The sequence below is a fragment of the Nocardioides seonyuensis genome, from assembly GCF_004683965.1.
GTDB classification, from domain to species: Bacteria; Actinomycetota; Actinomycetes; order Propionibacteriales; family Nocardioidaceae; genus Nocardioides; species Nocardioides seonyuensis.
Genome location: NZ_CP038436.1, coordinates 1,821,681 through 1,839,437, shown reverse-complemented (window position 1 = coordinate 1,839,437; position 17,757 = coordinate 1,821,681). Strand labels below are relative to the sequence as shown.

15 protein-coding genes are annotated in these 17,757 nt (G+C 67.8%); 9 read left to right on the top strand and 6 right to left on the bottom strand.

What is annotated here, in order from left to right:
• The first annotated feature begins 7 nt into the window (after window positions 1-7).
• The 5 genes from EXE58_RS09005 (at window position 8) to EXE58_RS08985 (ending at window position 5,495) form a co-directional block, all read left to right on the top strand.
• Entirely contained in the window at window positions 8-508 is a 501-nt protein-coding gene (locus EXE58_RS09005; RefSeq protein WP_135267568.1) for a DUF4282 domain-containing protein, read from the top strand.
• A gap of 18 nt (window positions 509-526) precedes the next feature.
• On the top strand, window positions 527-1,291 hold the full coding sequence (locus EXE58_RS09000; RefSeq protein WP_135267567.1) for a histidine phosphatase family protein: 765 nt from the start codon (window positions 527-529) through the stop codon (window positions 1,289-1,291).
• Complete coding sequence (locus EXE58_RS08995) at window positions 1,284-2,204, top strand: NAD(P)H-hydrate dehydratase (RefSeq protein WP_208544183.1); 921 nt, start codon at window positions 1,284-1,286, stop codon at window positions 2,202-2,204. Before EXE58_RS09000 ends, EXE58_RS08995 begins: the two co-directional genes overlap by 8 nt.
• Before the next feature lie 341 nt (window positions 2,205-2,545).
• A complete protein-coding gene (locus tag EXE58_RS08990; RefSeq protein WP_167288755.1) occupies window positions 2,546-4,198 on the top strand; it encodes an AIPR family protein in 1,653 nt (550 codons plus the stop codon).
• 418 nt (window positions 4,199-4,616) lie between these two features.
• The gene (locus EXE58_RS08985; RefSeq protein ID WP_208544182.1) at window positions 4,617-5,495 is read left to right on the top strand and encodes a hypothetical protein; all 879 of its coding nucleotides are present in this window, start codon (window positions 4,617-4,619) and stop codon (window positions 5,493-5,495) included.
• Between the two features lie 128 nt (window positions 5,496-5,623).
• Here EXE58_RS08985 and EXE58_RS08980 read toward each other — a convergent pair whose 3' ends face one another.
• The 3 genes from EXE58_RS08980 to EXE58_RS08970 all read right to left on the bottom strand — a co-directional run bounded on the left by EXE58_RS08980 (window position 5,624) and on the right by EXE58_RS08970 (window position 9,264).
• The gene (locus EXE58_RS08980) at window positions 5,624-6,109 is read right to left on the bottom strand and encodes a hypothetical protein (RefSeq protein WP_135267564.1); all 486 of its coding nucleotides are present in this window, start codon (window positions 6,107-6,109) and stop codon (window positions 5,624-5,626) included.
• Between the two features lie 717 nt (window positions 6,110-6,826).
• Window positions 6,827-7,579: a hypothetical protein gene (locus tag EXE58_RS08975; RefSeq protein ID WP_135267563.1), complete on the bottom strand. Its 753-nt coding sequence runs from the start codon at window positions 7,577-7,579 to the stop codon at window positions 6,827-6,829.
• A gap of 350 nt (window positions 7,580-7,929) precedes the next feature.
• A complete protein-coding gene (locus tag EXE58_RS08970; RefSeq protein WP_135267562.1) occupies window positions 7,930-9,264 on the bottom strand; it encodes an HNH endonuclease signature motif containing protein in 1,335 nt (444 codons plus the stop codon).
• A gap of 338 nt (window positions 9,265-9,602) precedes the next feature.
• Here EXE58_RS08970 and EXE58_RS20020 point away from each other — a divergent pair, with 338 nt between their 5' ends.
• A complete protein-coding gene (locus tag EXE58_RS20020; RefSeq protein WP_135267561.1) occupies window positions 9,603-10,421 on the top strand; it encodes a resuscitation-promoting factor in 819 nt (272 codons plus the stop codon).
• Window positions 10,422-10,441: 20 nt separating this feature from the next.
• Here EXE58_RS20020 and EXE58_RS08960 read toward each other — a convergent pair whose 3' ends face one another.
• Window positions 10,442-11,425 carry a hypothetical protein gene (locus EXE58_RS08960; RefSeq protein WP_135267560.1) on the bottom strand — a complete coding sequence of 328 codons (984 nt, stop codon included), beginning with the start codon at window positions 11,423-11,425 and terminating at the stop codon, window positions 10,442-10,444.
• A gap of 131 nt (window positions 11,426-11,556) precedes the next feature.
• Here EXE58_RS08960 and EXE58_RS08955 point away from each other — a divergent pair, with 131 nt between their 5' ends.
• The 3 genes from EXE58_RS08955 (at window position 11,557) to EXE58_RS08945 (ending at window position 15,448) form a co-directional block, all read left to right on the top strand.
• On the top strand, window positions 11,557-12,969 hold the full coding sequence (locus EXE58_RS08955) for a phospholipase D-like domain-containing protein (RefSeq protein ID WP_135267559.1): 1,413 nt from the start codon (window positions 11,557-11,559) through the stop codon (window positions 12,967-12,969).
• Between the two features lie 95 nt (window positions 12,970-13,064).
• Entirely contained in the window at window positions 13,065-15,269 is a 2,205-nt protein-coding gene (locus EXE58_RS08950) for a carbon starvation CstA family protein (RefSeq protein ID WP_135267558.1), read from the top strand.
• Window positions 15,266-15,448, top strand: coding sequence for a YbdD/YjiX family protein (locus tag EXE58_RS08945; RefSeq protein WP_135267557.1), 183 nt, complete (start codon window positions 15,266-15,268; stop codon window positions 15,446-15,448). Before EXE58_RS08950 ends, EXE58_RS08945 begins: the two co-directional genes overlap by 4 nt.
• An 18-nt stretch (window positions 15,449-15,466) precedes the next feature.
• On the opposite strand, the gene EXE58_RS08940 is transcribed toward EXE58_RS08945, so the two are convergent.
• Together EXE58_RS08940 and EXE58_RS08935 are read right to left on the bottom strand one after the other, a co-directional pair.
• The gene (locus EXE58_RS08940; RefSeq protein ID WP_135267556.1) at window positions 15,467-17,038 is read right to left on the bottom strand and encodes a hypothetical protein; all 1,572 of its coding nucleotides are present in this window, start codon (window positions 17,036-17,038) and stop codon (window positions 15,467-15,469) included.
• A complete protein-coding gene (locus tag EXE58_RS08935; protein ID WP_244242501.1) occupies window positions 17,022-17,747 on the bottom strand; it encodes an ABC transporter ATP-binding protein in 726 nt (241 codons plus the stop codon). The genes EXE58_RS08940 and EXE58_RS08935 overlap by 17 nt, the downstream gene beginning before the upstream one ends.
• Window positions 17,748-17,757: the final 10 nt, after the last annotated feature.

The following is a 17,757-nucleotide window of genomic DNA, read 5'->3' as shown; positions in this document are numbered from 1 at the left end:
GCTCTTTATGTCGAACTACGGCCAGAACCCGCCGAACCCCAACGACCCGCAGGGGTCGTACGGCGACCAGCCCACCAGCCCCTACGGCCAGCAGCCGCCGGCTCCTGACCAGGGCAGCTACGGCCAGGGCGGCTACGGGTCGGGTGGCTACGGCTCCGGCGGCTACCAGCAGCAGGGTGGCTACGGGCAGGGCGGCCCCGGTGGCGTCGGGACCCCGAGCCGCAAGGGCTTCTTCGGCGCGCTCTTCGACCTGAGCTTCACGACGTTCGTGACGCCGATGATCATCAAGGTCGTCTACATCCTCGGCCTGATCGGGATCGGGATCGGCACGCTGTTCTTCGCGTTCAGCGGCTTCTTCGGCGACAGCCCCGGCGTGGGCATCGTGACGATGATCCTCGCCCCGCTCGTCGGCCTCCTCTACCTGTGCTTCTTCCGGATGATGTGCGAGTTCTACGTCGCCATCACCCGCATGAGCGAGGACATCAACCGGCGCCTGCCCCAGGGCTAGCCTGACGACGGAGGCCCCATGCCACAGTCCGACCAGCCCACCCAGCTCATCCTCGTGCGCCACGGCCAGTCCGTGGGCAACGTCGCCGCCGAGGCGGCCATGCGCGACAAGCTCGAGCAGATCGACGTCCCCGCGCGGGATCCCGACGTCACGCTGTCCGACCTGGGGCGTGAGCAGGCTGAGGCGGTCGGGCGGTGGCTGGCCGACCTGCCGGAGGACGAGCGTCCGGAAGTGCTGTGGACGAGCCCCTACCGGCGTGCACGTGAGACCGCGGAGGTCGCTCTCGGGGTCGCCGGCCTCGAGATCGGCCGACGCGTCGACGAGCGGCTGCGCGACCGTGACATGGGGGTCACCGACAAGCTGACCTCGGCGGGCATCCGCGCGGCCTACCCCGACGAGGCCGAGCGGCGCGACTGGCTCGGCAAGTTCTACTACCGCCCGGCCGGCGGCGAGTCGTGGGCCGACGTGGCGTTCCGCGTGCGCGCTGTCCTCACCGACCTGGGCAACACCGAGAAGGCCAAGCGGGTGCTGGTCACCGGCCACGACGTCGTGCTGCTGCTGTTCTGCTACGTCGCCGAGGGTCTCGACGAGGAGCAGGTGCTCGACCGGGCGCGGGACAACCCGCTCAAGAACGCCGCCATCTGCCGGCTGGTCAGCAACCCGGACTCGGCGACGGGGTGGGACGTGGTGGACTACAACCTCGACGAACACCTCCGGGAGGACGACGTGAAGGTCACCGACGAGCCGGGCGCCGCGGCTGACACGGACGCGCCCGATGCCTGACTCCTCGCAGGACATGGAGCAGGCCGGCGGCAACGTCGACTCCCCCCACCTGGTCACGCCGGAGGTCCTCCGCTCCTGGTCGTTGCCCGAGCCGTCCGGCTCGAAGTACTCCCGCGGCCAGGTGCTCGTCATCGGCGGCACCTGTACGACGCCCGGCGCGGTGATGCTGGCCGGCACCGCAGCGCTGCGGATGGGCGCGGGGCGGCTGACGATCGCGACGGCCGAGGGCGTCGCCACCCAGCTGGCCGTCGCCCTCCCCGAGTCCGGCACCCTGCCGCTGCCCCAGGACGACGAGGGCTCGATCTCCGGCGAGCGCCTCGAGGAGCTCCTCGAGGACGAGGTCGCCCGCGCCGACGCGATCCTGGTCGGCCCCGGCCTGCGCGCAGGCGAGGGAGTCGAGAAGCTGCTGGCGGCAGTCGCCACCGCAGCACCCAAGGGCGTCCCCGTCGTGCTGGACGCGGCAGCCGTCACGGTGATGCCCGGTCTCGAGGCCGAGCTCGGTACGTCGTTGCAGGGACATCTCGTCCTCACGCCCAACGCCCCCGAGCTGGCCCGCCTCCTCGACGTGGACGAGGTCAAGGACGAGCACGTCCCGCCCGCCATCCTCCGCATCGCCGAGGGCCTGGACGCCGTCGTCGCCTGCGGCCCCTGGATCGCCTCCCCCGCCGGCCTCTGGAAGATCTCAACCGGCGACACCGGCCTCGGCACCTCTGGCAGCGGCGACGTCGTCGCCGGCGCCCTCGTCGGCCTCATCGCCCGCGGAGCCACCGCCCTCCAAGCCACCGTCTGGGCCAAACACGTCCACGCCGCCGCCGGCGACGTCCTCGCCGCCCGCTGGGGCCGAGTCGGCTACCTCGCCAGCGAGATCACCGACGAGCTGCCGCTCGTCATGCGGTCGCTGGGTGGGGATTGAGACTCGGTGTGGGGGTTGACCGCGCCCATTCCGCCCAGATAGACGCAGCGTTGAATCGCATACCTTGGGGCTGGCCGCTTACTGCGTACAGGTGTGCCGAGGGCGATCCCAGCCGCCGCTCCAGCATATTGCGTCTGGCAACGGGCGGCATCCTGGGCCGCTTGAGTCGCCGCTGCCGCTCGTGCGAGGGCATTGCGCCCGACCGAAGGCGCTAGCAGTATCGAGATCAACGACGCTCGATCATTGCGCCAATCAGTATGAGGTTGCTTTGTTGCGGGACGCGCCACCGCGCCACCCACCTAGGCTGGGCAGGCGTCCACCAGTTCATCGAGGGAGTCCTGTTGAGCAAGTTTCATGTCAGCCAGATCGAAACTCACGTCCGCGGGCTGCATGAGAGCTCGCACTGGGATCTAGACCTTGACGAAGACAACAATCTCTCCCGCCTGCTGGCGCTGCATGCTGTACAGCTGGTGCTCGGTGACCTCGCTGACGGATCCCAGATCCTCGAGATTACGGACGGTGGCGGCGATCGCGGCATCGATGCAATCGGAGTTGATCCAGCAGCGAAGCTCGTAGTCCTCGTTCAATCGAAGTGGCGCAAGGACGGCACTGGCTCGATGGATCTGGCAGGCGTCCTCAAGTTCTTGAATGGTGCTCGCTCTCTCCTAGGCATGAAGGCCGGCAATGAGCCGGCAAACGCGTCCGAGGCGACCAAGACTGCCGTCCGTAACCTACTCAAGACCCCCGGGGCTCGGATTCGCTTGGTAACCGTCACGACAGCCAGCGACCCCTTGACGGTCGAAGTTGAGGAGCCCGTCACTGAGCTCCTCGAACAACTCAACGACTTGCAGGACGTGGAGCCTCTCGCGAGCCACGTGCACTACGGCCAAGGCGCGCTCTTCAACTCGATTTCAGAGAAACTGCGGCCATCTGTGGAGATTGAGCTTCAGATACTCGATTGGGGCAAAGCGTCGGATCCACAGCGAATCTTCTACGGGCGAGTCAGCGCTTCGGAAATTGCTGCGTGGTTCAAGGCTCACGGCTCTGACCTCTTCGCTGAGAATATTCGCGTCGTGATTCCACGTTCAGACATCAATGAAGGGATCCTTGAGACGATCGCGTCGACCCCGGATCACTTCGTCTACTACAACAACGGCATCACAGTCCTAGCCGAATCGATCGAGACTGGTCCGGGCGGCCTTCTCAACCGAGACGTCGGCTACTTCAGGCTGACAGGCGCGAGCATCGTGAACGGCGCACAGACTGTCTCAACGCTCGGCGCAGCCATCGGCACGACGCATGAGCCGAACCTCGGCAAAGCGTTCGTAATTGTTCGCTGCATCGAGGTTCCCCGCGAAGAAGTGGATCTCGGTCGGCGAATCACCCGATTCGCCAACACGCAGAACGAGGTCTCGAGCCAAGATTTCGCGTTCCTCGATCCAGAGCAGCACCGCCTCGTGCGCGAACTGCAGGTTCTAGGCTATGAGTACGTGCTTCGGTCGGCCGAGATCCCACGCTCGAAAGACCCGTCGAAAGTAATCGAATTGCGTCAAGCTGCAGTTGCTCTAGCGTGCGCCTCTCCCAGCGTCTCTCACAGCGTGGTCGCGAAGAGAGAGGTGTCGAGGCTCTTCACAGAGACCTACAAGTCCCTCTTCAACCCTCAGACCGATCCGTTGCGCCTCCAGCGCGCCGTCCAGATCACCGATGCAGTTGACGCCCTCCTGGACGATATGGAAAGCGCGTCAGACGGCGTGAGGGCGGGAATCGCGGTCCACGGCCGGCGGGTGATTGCGCACCTGGTGATGAAGGACGTCGGCCAGAAGACGCTTTCGAACCCAGACAGCGACCTCACGTCGGTGATGAATGACCTCAAAGACAACGTAGAGGACCTAATGGACTCGCTCGTCGATGTGTTCCCAGCAAATGCCTATCCAGGCAACGTCTTCAAGAACGGCTCGCGTGTATCCAAGCTCCTGAGCGATGCCAGCCTTTAGCACGGGGGATCCAGCGCACGGAGGCTTCGGGCGGGAGCCTTGCTCAGAGCGATGACCTTGGTCATGTGTCGATCGGGACGCGCGAGCATCACTCGGACGGCGGGGCCGCGTGTCTCCGCCAACGCTCGAATTTCGAGGACGAGAACGGCATGGGCGCGCTTAGCTGGACAACTTGGCGTTGGCACCGCCCTCTTCGATAGACAATCGGCATGTGTCTGACTCGTGCGCCTTCTGCGGATCCATCGAACCCTTGACTCGCGAGCACGTCTTCGGCGACTGGCTGAGCAAGATTGGTCTGGACCTGACTCCTGTACGTCACATGGCAGGCCCACTGAACGGCCTGCCTCGCCACATGGGAGAACAGCCTCCCTTCCGTCAGACGGTCAAGCGATTCTGTGCATCCTGCAACAACGGCTGGATGAGCCGCCTCGAACACGTCGCTCAGCGTGTCCTTGCCCCGTTGGTTCTCGGCGAAGCAGGAAGGATTCACCCTGATGACCAGGGCGCAATCGCCATGTGGGCTCAGAAGACCGCCCTGACTGCCATGCTCATGTCGAGCAACGAACAGCGAGAACGTGGATACGGCCTTCCCCAAGCCATGTACACGGCGCTGTATGAACGTCGCGACCGGGTCGAGCCACTTGACGCCAGCCAGTTCTGGATTGGACGGTACGAGGGAACGACAAGGTCGGCTGTCCGGGTGACTCCGATGGCCGTCCGCGTCTCGAGGATCCCTGAACCCGACCGGCCACATGCCTACGCGCTCACGCTGGTGCTCGGCCAACTCATCCTGCACGGTCTGACGTTCGACACACTCGCGCCGGCAGTAGAGGTCGCCAACGTTTCAAGGATGCCGCAGCTCTGGCCGAAGGGTGCACCGGTGCTGTGGCCCAGAGGACAGACGGTCACCGAAGAGTCGTTTCTTCGTTTCGCGGATGGGAAGACGTTGCGATCGACCCTAGACGTCGTGGATGTGCAGCCTTGGACTCCGGCGGCCCAGGTGCCTCGAAGTGTCGTCGTGAATGGCATGGTCCGAGTTCCCGCGCTCTGCGAGATGCACTCCATTCACTACCCGATCTCTCTGCTTGAGGACGCGCTCCAAGGAATCTTCTACGCGTTCGTCACGTCATGCGATTGCCCAGTTGCATATCTGATGCACACAGGGTCCGACAGTGTGAACTGCAAAGCAGCCGGGGCGTCGGAGGGGATATCTGCGACGTATGCGGACATCCCAGGCGACGAGATGCTCATAAGACACCCGGCCGGCGCGTTCTTCTGCAAGCGGCTGACCGCGTAACGATCACGTGTGCCCTTCCGCGGCCATCGCCCCGGTGGTGCGCGGGGGGCAGTCTCCCGTTGCCCTTATCGTGTCATCCGGATCCGCGGACGTGGAGAAGTTGGCTGGCTGCCTCGGGAAGCGATCACCTATGCCGTGGCAATGTTGTGCTGCAAAGTGCTGATGGATGCCGCCACGTCGTGTAGTTCCGCCCCGAGGTCCTGCAACTCCTTGGTCGACTTCATGCTCCCAAGCAATCCCTGACCGCTTGGCGCCTTCCGGATGCCAACTCCAAGATGCTGTCCCTGGTGAAACGGAATTGTGTTCCATGCCAGGTGCACGACGAAGTTCCTGCGCCTGAGCGCGTCGCTGGCTCTGCCGAGAAGTTGCGCGCAGAGCTTCCGATGGTTGCGTGACAATTCGCCCCGGTTGTTTTCGATAACGGAGCGGAGTTTGTCGATTCGGGCCCCGTAGAGGTCGTCCGACGGGGCTAGTTGCATGGCTAGCGAGAACAGCGCACCTTCAACGGCAGCACCCGACACCGTGACCCGGCCGACTGCCTCATACAGCGAGCGCGCCCATTCGTCGCCATGGGCCAGGTACTGCTGTACGAAGTCGCTGACTTCGTCGGTCACTCGACACTCCAATGCAAGGATGCGGATGCTTGTCACGGCGGTCCGTCGACGGACGGCCGGGTGAAACCCTCCCATGCCGGGGTGAGTCCCTGGAAGTGCGTCCTTCCGCCGCCTGGCGGACACACGGGATTGGTTGGCGAACTAGCGTCACCGCCTTTAAGGCTCGGTCGTGTTTTGGCGGCGGGCGGACTGGGCGAGGCCAGTCCGCCGCATGGCGTGCCCCGTGTCCGAGTCGGCTGTCCTGTTCCCGTCCCAACCCATCACCATGACCACTGCGCAACTGGCAGTTGTCTCCTACCTTGCCCGCTACTCCGGCCGCACGAACCGGATGTACGCGTACCAGCTCCGCCCTTGGTTTGCCTGGTGCAAGGGCAACGGACTGGATCCCCTACTGGGCATCCAGCGCAGCCATCTCGAGCTGTACATCCACCAGCGCGGCGACACCGGGCTAATGGACTCCTCAATCATCAATGATGCATGGGGTCCGCGGGTTCTTTCGGTTCGGACTTATTTGCGTCTGAGTCAGACTGCGTCGCCTTCGCCCAAGTAGACGCGGATGTGTGCAGGGAACCAGCACCTGTCTCAGATAGGCGCATTTCCTCGGCGCTCAGCAGGCGATCGGCTAGCACGCGTATGCGCCTATTCCACTCGGCGTTTAGATCTCACCCTCCTTTAGGCGCGACGCCAAGACGGTGATTCGCAACGGAACGCTGAACGCTAGTCGCGGGTAGCGTACAACTCGGTATCGGTGAGCAACTCATCGGCAACTTTGACGTCTGCGACCCGAAAGGCCACCCCACTGTCACCTTCGACCGACAGATGACCATCCTCACCGTTGGCCCTGTAGTCAACTGTCACTTCGAACTCACAGAGCTGCCCATCTGGAGCCGATACACCCAGTTTGAACCGATCAGCCTCCGCCTGAGATACCTGCCGCGGGAAATCCCAACGTTGCTCTTCTGCCTCTGCAAACGTCTCATGCGACGGGTCTGGGACCCCACGTACGGAGCTCGAAGATCCCTCGATCTCATATATCATCTCAAGTCCGACCAAATTGCCCCCGCCTTCTTCCCTTAGAAACGTGTAGGGACCGGCACTGGGCGGCGAGCATTTCACTTTTGTGAGCTTAATGTCATCAATGACAACCGGATACGCAGCAAGGCCATAGAGATTCAAGTCGATCAAGGTGTGCCCACCTGCCCAACCACCAACGGCATCGGCGTACTCATTGAGCGTCATGTGAGTGGGCGCCCCGGAGGCGATGAGTTCTGATCGCGAGAGGGGCAAGATATTTCCCCCCAACGAGCCGCTTACCGTTACGTCCGCCGCCAATGGGCCCCGGTCGCTGACCTTCTTCACCGCTTCGGTGGCGAGCCCGCCAATAGACCAACTGGCCAGCGCCCCAACAGTAAAGGTGAGAGCGGAGATGACGACACTCTGCCACAAGGCGACTTCTCGTCTGTGCTTCACCTGACCGTACTCCGTCCGTTCACCATGACTCGTGAGTCAAACCTAGCCACTTTCGGACCACCTGCGGTCCATCGAATATCCACCATGGACATGCGGTGGCTACTGCGAGCCGGACAGGCGTAGGTAGCGATGCGCGCTGCGACCCGCGGGGTGACGGACCGGGCGAGCCCCTGAACGCTCTCTAGACCTACTCGGCGGGCCGACTGAAGAGCCGGAGGGTGGACCACCCGTTGACCTGGACACACAGACGCGGCTGCGTTGCAGACGGGTCTGCTGCACGATTCGGTGTCAGCGCGACCTAGCCCATTCCGCCGCGATTGGGCGAAGTGAAGTCAAGATCCGCCTTCGGCCTACGTCCGCCTGTGGAAGCTGACCTTGTTGTCGGGGCCGGTGCGGGTCTCGTAGCGGGGGTCGTGGGCTCGCCGGTGGTGGTGGGGACACAGGAGACGGCCGGTGTCGACGTTGGTGGGTCCCTGGTCGGCTGACCATTCGAGGTCGTGGTGGGCGTGGCAGGCATCCGGTGGCATGTCGCAGCCCTCAGCGGTGCAGCCCTTGTCCCGGACGGTCAGGGCGATGCGCTGGTAGCGGGTGTGGAACCTCTTGGAACGGCCGACGTCCAGCGGCATGGACTTGCCGCCCAGGACGAGGGGGATGATCCCGGCCTCACAGGCCAGCCGTCGGGCGGTGGAGGCGCTGATCCGGTCGCCGTTGCCCAACGTGGCGACACCCAGGCCGGTGTGGAGAGCCTTGAGGTCGAGGGTGATCACGACGGTGGCGTTGACGCCGGCGGTCTGGGGGAGTTGGTCGGTCGGGTAGCGCTCGATGAACTCGCCGAACGCCTGCCCGAGTCGCTGTGGAGTCGGGCGCCATTCACCGGTCTTGGAGTCCTTCAGGTCGTCGTGGTCGTGGCGGGCGGGGTTGGCGATCGCATGCAACGCCAAGCGCAGTGCGGCGCCCTGGTGGGCGGGGAGGGCGAACCGGCCCCAGGTCTTGCCGTGCCCGTCGTCATGGAGCTTGAGGAACGCCGTCGCGGCGGCGCTCTGCGCCTCGCGCTCGAGGAGCTGCTGCTCCAGAGCCTCACCCACCTCGGGCGCGACGACATCAAGGATGCGCTTGCCGACCCGCCGCAGCACCTTCGCGTCGTGGTCGGCCGCGACCTCCAGCAGGTGGTCACGCGCCTGGGCGCGGATGTCGCCGTCGATGTGGCGGACCTGCCCGTCGAGCGTCTCGACCTCATCCGGGATCGCTTCCACCGCAGCCACGATCACCTGCGCCTGGTCGACCCGCAACGAACCAGCAGCTAGCGCGGCACCCACCGGCGCGTGCAGGTCTTCTTCCAGGCTCTTGCCCAGACGCACGAGCCGGGCGGCTTCACCACGCGTCAACCGGGTCCGACGCGCCCACCACTGATGCGTGTGCCGTGCCCCGATCTCATCCCCCAGCCGACGCCGGTCCGCCTCGACACCGACCCGGCACGCCTGCGCGGTCACCCGACCAACAACCGAGGTCGCCGCCTCCAACACCCGCGTCACGTCCGGATCAGACAACGCGCCCAGCGACAGCGCGCCGAGCTCGTCCAGCGCCTCGCCAACCCGCGCCAACACCCCAGCCACGTGCGGCGACGCGACCGGGTCGGTGCCCGGCGCACGCCACCCGTGCTGCGGGTCACTGGCGGAGATGCTCACTCGGAGGGTCCTTCCATGATCGGCTCATCGTTCGAAGACGTGTTCGATTTTAGTGCGAGCCACCGACACTGGACCCGGTCGGAACGCTCTCTCCACACGACCGCCCAACCGCGTGAACCCGCTCACAATCACCCGCCTGAGAGCACAACCACGCGCGCCCACGATTCGACATGCCCTCGCGATCATGTTCTCGTAGTCGAGCCGCAAGCAGTGCCCCTCGTCCCGAACGAGGCGCCCCCCATCGCGAGGCGTAAGGCGCGCAGTGGCCTCGACGCCTGACTCGACGGTGTCGCGTCCGAGCGCCCCAGGAGGCGCCCAACATGTGAGGTCCGAAGCACGTGCGTGCCACCACCACACCTGCCCAGTCCAACCGGTCCACTCGCCTGCGCGCACTCGCCGCCAGCACCGCCACCGCCGCTCTCGCGCTGACTCTCGTGCCCGGCAGCGCTGCCGCCGCGGAGCCGACCGGCGACCCGGTCGTCGTACGCATCAAGGTCGCCGACCAGGCGCCCGTCGACGTCGCGACCGCGGCCCGCACCTGGCCCACCAAGCTGCTCAAGACCCACGCCATCGCCGTCGACGGCAACGACCTGGTCCGGGTCAAGCGCGACGGACGCAAGGTCAAGGGCGACCGGAAGCGGCTGCGCCACGGCGACGTCGTACGCCTGGTCGCTGTCGACAAGGAGCGGGCGACCAAGCGCAAGCGGGTCCAGCCGCGCGTCGTCGAGGTCCCCACGACCCAGCTCAAGCCCGGCAAGCGCAAGGTCGTGCAGCAGGGCAAGCCCGGCGTCCGCAAGGTCGTCGCGCTCCGCACGTTCCACAACGGCGAGCCCGTGAAGTACAAGGTGGTCAAGCGCAAGCTGGTCAAGGACCCGCGCCCGCGCCGCGTGCTCGTCGGCCGCAAGCCCTTCACCGTCCCCGGCACCGACGGCCTCAACTGGGGCGCTCTCGCCAACTGCGAGTCCGGCGGCAACCCCAAGGCCGTCAACCCGGCCGGCTACTACGGGCTCTACCAGTTCAACGTCGGCACGTGGAACAGCGTGGGCGGCTCCGGCCTCCCCACCCACGCCTCCGCCGGCGAGCAGACCTACCGCGCCAAGCTGCTCTACAAGTCGCGCGGACGCTCCCCGTGGCCACACTGCGGCCGCCTGCTCTGAGCCGAGCAGCGACCGCGCGGTCAGGCAGCGACAGCAGGCACGGCGCGGTGAGCGACCCGGGACGGCAGCCAGCGCACCGCGCCGGCGGTCTCGGCGTTCGACCCGTAGACCAGCAGCGCCAGGAAGACGCCGTACACCGGCAGGTGGCCGACCATCTCGGTCTGCCCGAAGAGCAGCAGCGTGGCGTTGAACGGCACCATCGCGACGAGCACGGCGACCTGCGGGAACGCCCCGGAGATCACCAGCAGGCCGAAGAGCAGCTCGGTCGCGCCGGCGATCGCCACGAACGCCTCGGGCGAGACATTGATGCCGACGAGCGCGAAGACGTCCAGCGCCGGGTAGCGCTCGAGCGTGTCGATCGCCATGCCCGGGTTGGTCAGCTTCTCCGAGAAGGCCAGCACGATGAGGGCCGTGCCCACGCCCAGGCGCAGCCACAGCAGCGCCCACTGCAGCTCGGCCCGCGACGGGTGCGCCTCGCCGTGGGCGTCCGGCCCGGGCGGTACGACGACCAGGAAGGCCGCGACCGCGGCGAGGTTGGCGCTCTCCCCCAGCGCCGTCCAGCCGGCGACCAGCGCGAGGGCCGGGGCCAGCATGAGGACGAGCGCGGCGGCCGTGCGGAGCTGCCAGCCGGTGATCAGCCAGATGCCGAGCGCCGCCTCCACGAGCAGCAGCGCGTTGCCGCCGACGCCCTCGAGGTGGTCGATCGACGGCGTGATGAACGCACCCGTCGCGGCCAGCGCCAGCAGCGCGACGCCGAGGTGGATGCCCAGCAGGCGCGGGATCCAGGGCACCAGGCCGCCCAGCCGCTTCAGGAACGGCAGCTCCGGCCGATCGACCCGCAGCGCCACCAGGCGCCACGCGATCGTGACGGCGACGACCGCCGCGGTGAGCACGAGCGGCAGCGGCGAGAAGAAGAAGGACCAGTCACCGGCCGCCTGCGACTCCACGAACCAGCGCTCGTGGGTGGGCAGGGCAACGGTGAGCGCAGGGAGAGCGAGGGGCATGCCCTCAGCCTTGACGAGCGCCGGCGTCCGCGTGAGCGGCGAAGGTCCGGACCTTGTGGGGACCTTTGTCCTCCGTCGACCCACCCCATCTGCCTATGCTCTGTCGGACGCAACCCTGGAGGACTGTTCTCGTGACGAGGTCATCGACCCTGGCACTGGCGCTGTGGATGGCGCTCACCCTCGGACTGGGCGTGCTGCCCGCGGCATCCGCGAGCGGCGCCGGCATCGGTACGGCGTCCCCCGCGCAGGTCGCCGCCCGGCCCATGGCCCAGCCCCTCGCCCAGCCCGCCGCCCTGCGGCTCGACAAGCCGCGCAGGCGGAAGTGGCGGGCCCCCAGGGGCCCGGTCTTCAACGACCCGCACCTCAAGAAGGGGCACTTCCGGATCGAGCGGAAGCTGATCAAGACGATCAACCACGCACCCAGGCGCTCCACGATCCGGATCGCGGTCTACTCCTTCGACCGGATGCCCCTCGCCAACGCCCTGGTGGCGGCCCACAAGCGCGGCGTCAAGATCCAGATGCTCCTCAACGACCACTGGAACACCCCGGCGATGAAGAAGGTCCGGAACGCGATCGGTGCCAAGCGCGGCACCAAGAACTTCATCTACAAGTGCAAGTCCAGCTGTCGCGGCAACGCCAACGAGTACACCAACATGCACTCCAAGCTCTACCTCTTCAGCCGGGCCGGCAAGTCCAATGACGTCATCGCCGTGGGCTCGCACAACCTCACGCGCAACGCCGACATCCACCAGTGGAACGACCTCTACTTCACCCACGGCGACCACAAGCTGTTCCGCGAGTTCGTGGACCTCTTCAACGACATGCGGGTCGACTACAACGTCCGCCAGCCGTCCCGTTTCTTCTGCGGCGACCCCCTCGCTGCCGCGTGCGACGACTCGGTCGACAAGCACACCGCGTTGATCTACCCCAAGATCTCCCGGCCCAAGGACGACGTGGTGCTCGAGACCCTCAAGAAGGTCCAGTGCAAGATCCCGAAGGCAGGCGGCGGCTTCACGCGCTCCCGTCTCGTCCTGTCCATGCACACGATGCGCGGCAACCGGGGCAACTACCTTGCTGAGGCGATCCGGAAGAAGTACGCCCAGGGATGCGACGTACGCGTCATGTACGGACTGATCGGCTACCACACCAAGGGAGTCCTCGGAACGCCCACGCCTCGCGGCAGGATCCCGCTGCGGTCCACCGGGCTCGACTTCAACCCCGACGACGACTTCGACCTCAACGGAGACGGTGACGACGACCTGATCCTGTCCTTCTACAGCCACCAGAAGTACCTCGTCGTGCGCGGCATGTACAACGGCGTCCCCGACACCCACCTGACCGTCACCGGCACGGCCAACTGGGCCAGCCTCAGCCCCGGCAACGACGAGGTCAGGTTCACCGTGCGCGGCCCCGTGGTGGCCAAGAAGTACATGCGGAACTTCAACTACCAGTGGAGGAACCAGCGCAACTCGCGCAACGCCTACACGACCAGCTACGTGAACTTCCCCGGTTCTCCCAGGGGCACGACGAGGTCGACTCGGTAGGACTCCCCCCTTGTGGTGAGGGCCCGCACCGCGATACAGATCAGGGAAGGGCTCGCGGCCCGCCGGGACGCGCCTGCACACGGAGGAGGCGCTCCATGTCAACGACGTCGACCCACCACCCCGCATCGCCGGCACCCTCGGGCGGTCCGCCGCGCATGACCGCGAGGTCGATCGCCGTCTGGGGCGCGGTCGCCGTCGTCGGCGCCGTCTGCTGGTCGGTCCTGGCGCTGTCCCGCGGGGAGGAGGTCTCGGCGCTGTGGATCCTCTTCGCGGCCCTGTCCTCCTACGCCATCGCCTACCGCTTCTACGCCCGCTTCATCGCCTACCGGGTGCTGGGCGTCGACGACACCCGCGCCACCCCGGCCGAGCGGCACGACAACGGCCGCGACTTCGACGTCACCCACCGGCACGTGCTCTTCGGCCACCACTTCGCCGCGATCGCCGGAGCGGGCCCACTGGTCGGTCCCGTGCTCGCGGCGCAGATGGGCTACCTGCCCGGCACGATCTGGATCATCGTCGGCGTCATCCTGGCCGGTGCCGTCCAGGACATGGTGGTGCTCTTCTTCTCGATGCGTCGTGACGGCAAGAGCCTGGGCCAGATGGTGCGCGAGGAGATCGGGGTGGTCGGCGGGATCGCCGCGCTGATCGCGGTCTTCGCGATCATGATCATCATCCTGGCCGTGCTCGCGCTGGTGGTCGTCAACGCGCTGGCCGAGTCCCCCTGGGGTGTCTTCTCGATCGGCCTGACCATCCCGATCGCTCTGTTCATGGGCTACTACCTGCGGGTGCTGCGGCCCGGCCGGGTCTCCGAGGTCACCGCCATCGGCGTCGGGCTGCTGCTGCTCGCGATCATCGGCGGCGGCTACGTCGAGCAGATGGGCCTCGAGGACGCCCTGACGCTGTCGAAGGAGCAGCTCACCTTCGCCCTGGTCCTCTACGGCTTCGTCGCCTCGATCCTGCCGGTCTGGATGCTGCTCACTCCTCGCGACTACCTCTCCACCTTCATGAAGATCGGCGTGATCGTGCTGCTGGCCGTCGGCCTCGTCCTCGCGGCGCCGGTTCTGCAGCAGGAGGCGGTGACCGACTTCGCGCGCGAGGGGACCGGCCCGGTGTTCGCCGGCAAGCTGTTCCCGTTCGTCTTCATCACGATCGCCTGCGGCGCGCTGTCCGGCTTCCACGCGCTCATCTCCTCGGGCACGACGCCGAAGATGGTCGCCAAGGAGAGCCAGGTCCGGATGATCGGGTACGGCGGCATGCTGATGGAGTCGTTCGTGGCGATCAGCGCCCTGATGGCCGCCTGCGTGATCGACCCGGGCCTCTACTTCGCGATGAACAGCCCGGCAGGCGCCACGGGCGGCGACCCCGCCACCGCGGCGGAGTTCGTCAACAGCCTCGGCTTCGTGATCACCCCGGACCAGCTGACCGGGGCGGCTGCCGCGGTCGAGGAGCAGACGCTGATCTCCCGCACCGGTGGCGCACCGACGCTCGCGCTCGGCATGTCCCAGATCTTCACCGAGGCGTTCGGCGGCGGACTGGCCGCGTTCTGGTACCACTTCGCGATCATGTTCGAGGCGCTCTTCATCCTCACCGCCGTCGACGCCGGCACGCGCGTCGGCCGCTTCATGCTGCAGGACACCGTCGGCAACCTGTGGCCGCGGTACGCCGACCTGTCCTGGAAGCCGGCCTCCTGGTCGGCGAGCGCCGTCGTGGTCGGGCTGTGGGGCTACATGCTGTACGTCGGCGTGACCGACCCGCTGGGTGGCATCAACCAGCTCTTCCCGCTCTTCGGCATCGCCAACCAGCTGCTCGCTGCGATCGCGCTGACCCTGTGCGTGACCCTGCTGATCAAGCACGGGAAGGCGAAGTGGGCGTGGGTGCCCGGCGTCGGCCTGGTGTGGGACCTCGTCACGACCATGACCGCCAGCTATCAGAAGGTGTTCTCCGACAACCCCGCCATCGGCTACTTCACCCAGCGCGAGCGCTACCAGGACGCCCTCGACGCGGGCGAGCTGCTCGCCCCGGCGACCAGCGTCGACCAGATGGAGCAGGTGGTCACCAACTCCACTGTCAACGGCACCCTGCAGGCCCTCTTCGCGATCCTCGTCCTCGTGGTGGTCGCCAACGCGTTCGTCATCTGGATCAAGGCGCTGCGCGCCGGCGGGCTGCCCACGACCGAGGTCCCGTGGCACGAGTCCCACCTCGTCCAGCCCTCCGACTTCATCGCCACGGCCGAGGAGAAGGAGGCCGTCCGCGAGTGGGAGGCGTCCCGACGTGGCACCGAGGTGGGGAGCAGCCGATGACCGCGCGGGAGGTGGTGCGCACGCTGCGCTGGTACGTCCGTGAGCTCACCGGCGAGGCCAAGTGGGACGACTACCTCACGGAGTGCGCAGCGTTCGGCGAGGCGCCGATGTCGCGGCGCGAGTTCGAGCGGCTGCGCGACCACGAGCGGGAGCACCAGGCGGGCGGCCGCTGCTGCTGACGCGAGCCGGGAGGCCTGTCAGACGGCGGCGGCGGTGAGCACGATCCGGGCCCGCTCGGTCGGCTCCAGCCACTGTCGGCGCGCACGGACCAGCCGCACGCCGGACCAGGTCAGGAACAGCGGGGCGAACGCCAGGGACACCCACCAGGCGGGCAGCACCGCGAACGCCGCGAAGAGGATCCCCGTGAGCGTCGTCGACAGGGAGAGCCGCCCGGCGTAGCCGGCCATCGCGGCGTGCGGTGCGGGCGTCGCGCGCGGCGAGCTCAGGTCGACGGAGTACGGCGACCGCACCGACCACCGCATCGAGGTCGCCAGCACCTGCACCACGACGACCAGCCAGCACGTCACCACGGCCACAGCAGTGGTGGGGCCGGGGAGCCCGGTCCGCACGAGCGCCACGAACAACGTCAGCCCGGACACCGCCACCAGGCACTCGGCGACGACCAGGGCGCGGGCGTCGAAGGCCACCGCGGCTGGCACCGGCAGGGTCTCGCGCCACACCATGCCCTTGCCGTCCAGGCACCACGCGTTCACGCCGAAGAGCAGCGCGGCGCCACTGACACCGAGCCCGGGCAGCAGCAGGATCGACGTCCACTCCAGGCCGGCGACCAGCACGACCAGTCCCGGCCCGAGGCCGAGGATGACGAGCCCGCGACGCATGCCGACCGAGCGCCACACCGAGCCCCTGTCGAGACGTCGCAGCATCGCCAGGTCGGCGGAGAGCCACCGGGGCTGGGGTGCGTGCCGGGCCTCGTGCACGTCCGAGTCGACGCGCAGCTCCTCGCGCGGGGGCAGGCCCAGGGCCCAGCGGGCCGGCCAGGCACCCAGCCACACGGCCGCGGGAAGCAGTGCGAGCAGGACGAGGGCGGGGAGCGGCCAGCGTGACGTCGCGGCGGTGTCGACGAGCCACGTGGTCGGCAGCGCCCTGCCGATGTCCTCGAGGCGCCCGGCGAGGTGCAGCAGCATCGCGACGAGTCCGAGCGCGATGGTCGCAGCCCGCACGAGCACGACGCCGTGGGTGGTGCGTCGTACGCCCTCGACGGCCCAGCCGACGGCCTGTCCCAGCGCGGCAGCGACCAGCAGCCACAGGACGGTCACCACCTGCGCACCCGCCGTCCGCTCCGGAGGGGTCACCATCGCGGTCGCCGCGAGGAGTCCCCACGCCTGGATGAGCCACGCCATGTTGAGCGGGGTGAGCACAAGCGCGCCCAGGTGCTCGGTGACCGGGCTGATGGGGTGGACCATGGCCTCGGTGCGCGAGAGCAGCTCGCGCCCCCCACCGCCGGCCATCGAGGCCGCGACGCCGAGGAGCAGGACGGCCGCGAAGCCGAGGGGCAGGTTGCCCTCGAGGCCCCGGACGGAGGTCTGCAGCACGTCGGCGAAGATGCCGTCGGTCACCGACCGTGACCTGCTCGGCAACGTCGCGAAGGCAACGGTGACCCCGAGCACCAGCGCGCTGCCCGCCAGCGCCGCCCCACGCCGTCGTACGGTCCGGGCACGGAAGGCCACCAGGTGCCCGAGGTCGCGCGCGGCCGCGGGCCAGGGGTCGCTGGTTCCCCGGACGGGCTGCCCGTCAGTCGAGGAGGGCACGGTAGGCCTCGCCGGTCAGGTCGGCCGCCGCCATCGCAGCGACCCGGTTGCCGCCGCGCAGCACGATCGCCGTGCTGCACGCCTCGAGGGCGAGGTCGCGCAGGTGGGTGGAGAGCAGCACGCACGCACCGCGGGCGCGCGCGTCGGCGACGATCTCGAGGGTGGCGTCGACGCCCAGGGGGTCGACGCCGTCGAACGGCTCGTCGAGGAGCAGCACCGCCGGCTCGTGCAGCGCCGCCAGCACGACGCTGAGGCGCCGGCTCATGCCGTGGCTGAAGCCGCCCACCACCCGGTGCGCGACGTCGCCGAGCTCGAAGCGCTCGAGGAGGTCGCGCCCGCGCGCCTCCCAGTCGTCGAGCCTGCGGAGGCGGGCACTGAGCTGCAGGTGCTCCCACGGCGTCGCGCGCGGGACCAGCCCGCCGACGTCGGGGCAGTAGCCGACCGCCCGCTTGACGGCCAGCGACTCGGTCGCGGCGTCGTGGCCCGCCACCGTGACCGCGCCGGCGGTGGGGGGTACGACACCCGCGAGGACCTTCATCGTCGTCGACTTGCCCGCGCCGTTGCGCCCCAGGAGCGCGGTCGCCCGGCCGGCCTCGGCGGAGAGGTCCACACCGCTGACGGCCTCCACCTCGCCGAAGCGGACGTGGAGGTCGCGGACCTGGACGGCCGGAGCGGCACCGCTGGGGGCGCCTGGGGGCAGGGGACTCACTGCCTCATCC

Coding starts and splice junctions, on each gene's coding strand:
- EXE58_RS09005 (WP_135267568.1), top strand. CDS start 8: ATGTCGAACTACGGCCAGAACCCGCCGAACCCCAACGACCCGCAGGGG.
- EXE58_RS09000 (WP_135267567.1), top strand. CDS start 527: ATGCCACAGTCCGACCAGCCCACCCAGCTCATCCTCGTGCGCCACGGC.
- EXE58_RS08995 (WP_208544183.1), top strand. CDS start 1,284: ATGCCTGACTCCTCGCAGGACATGGAGCAGGCCGGCGGCAACGTCGAC.
- EXE58_RS08985 (WP_208544182.1), top strand. CDS start 4,617: ATGAGCCGCCTCGAACACGTCGCTCAGCGTGTCCTTGCCCCGTTGGTT.
- EXE58_RS08960 (WP_135267560.1), bottom strand. CDS start 11,425: ATGCCCCTCGCTCTCCCTGCGCTCACCGTTGCCCTGCCCACCCACGAG.
- EXE58_RS08950 (WP_135267558.1), top strand. CDS start 13,065: ATGTCAACGACGTCGACCCACCACCCCGCATCGCCGGCACCCTCGGGC.
- EXE58_RS08945 (WP_135267557.1), top strand. CDS start 15,266: ATGACCGCGCGGGAGGTGGTGCGCACGCTGCGCTGGTACGTCCGTGAG.